Source organism: Allobosea sp., from assembly GCF_051860145.1.
Taxonomy (GTDB): domain Bacteria; phylum Pseudomonadota; class Alphaproteobacteria; order Rhizobiales; family Beijerinckiaceae; genus Allobosea.
Genome location: NZ_JBHYEM010000051.1, coordinates 1 through 737, shown reverse-complemented (window position 1 = coordinate 737; position 737 = coordinate 1). Strand labels below are relative to the sequence as shown.

Genomic DNA, 737 nt, shown 5'->3' with positions numbered 1-737 from the left:
CTCTCAAAGGAAACCCATGAAACACACCTTCCGCAAGACCGCTTTCGCAGCACTCCTGGCCTTGGCCGCCGCGGGCGCTTCGGCATCCGGCACCCACGCCGGTGGTCACGGCCACGAGGCCGACGAGGCGATCGGCAAGCCCGGCGTGGCCACCAAGACCACCCGCACGATCAACGTCGACATGGCCGACAGCATGCGCTTCACGCCGGCCGACATCAGTGTCAAGCAAGGCGAGACCGTGCGAGCTCGTGATCGGAACCGAGAAGGAGCTCAAGGAGCACTACGAAGTCATGAAGAAGAACCCGGAGATGGAGCACTCCGATCCGAACATGGTGACGCTGGCCGCGGGCAAGACCGGCGAGATCGTCTGGCAGTTCACCAAGGCCGGCAAGGTCGACTTCGCATGCCTGCAGCCCGGCCACTACGACGCCGGCATGAAGGGCGCCGTGAACGTGACCAAGACCGGGAAGTAAGCGAAACACTCCCGCCGCGCACTTCCATCGGAACGCGGCGGGACTCCAAATTCATTCATAGCACAGGAGATCCTCATGTCAAACATCCGCATCGCACTCTTGGCATTCGTTGCCGCACTCTCGTTCGCTGGCGCAGCCGGCGCGCAGTCCTCCAAACCCATGGCTGACATGCCGGGCATGTCCGAGAAGGCGCCTGCGGCCAGCGGATCAGACGCCGCAGCTTCCGAGCTTGCCGAAGGCGAGATCCGCAAGGTGGACAAGGAC

General features: G+C 63.5%; 2 protein-coding genes and 1 pseudogene. 2 read left to right on the top strand and 1 reads right to left on the bottom strand.

The features are described 5' to 3' along the window. Positions 1-229 (bottom strand): hypothetical protein (locus ACTIF2_RS27635; RefSeq protein ID WP_439500346.1); only part of this gene is annotated, 229 nt, incomplete at its 3' end. Positions 230-248: 19 nt separating this feature from the next. Between ACTIF2_RS27635 and ACTIF2_RS27630 the strand changes: the two genes are divergently transcribed. Both ACTIF2_RS27630 and ACTIF2_RS27625 read left to right on the top strand, forming a co-directional pair. Continuing rightward, positions 249-473 carry a cupredoxin domain-containing protein gene (locus ACTIF2_RS27630; protein WP_439500345.1) on the top strand — a complete coding sequence of 75 codons (225 nt, stop codon included), beginning with the start codon at positions 249-251 and terminating at the stop codon, positions 471-473. A gap of 75 nt (positions 474-548) precedes the next feature. Beyond that, positions 549-737: pseudogene (locus ACTIF2_RS27625) on the top strand (hypothetical protein); the annotation flags it as partial.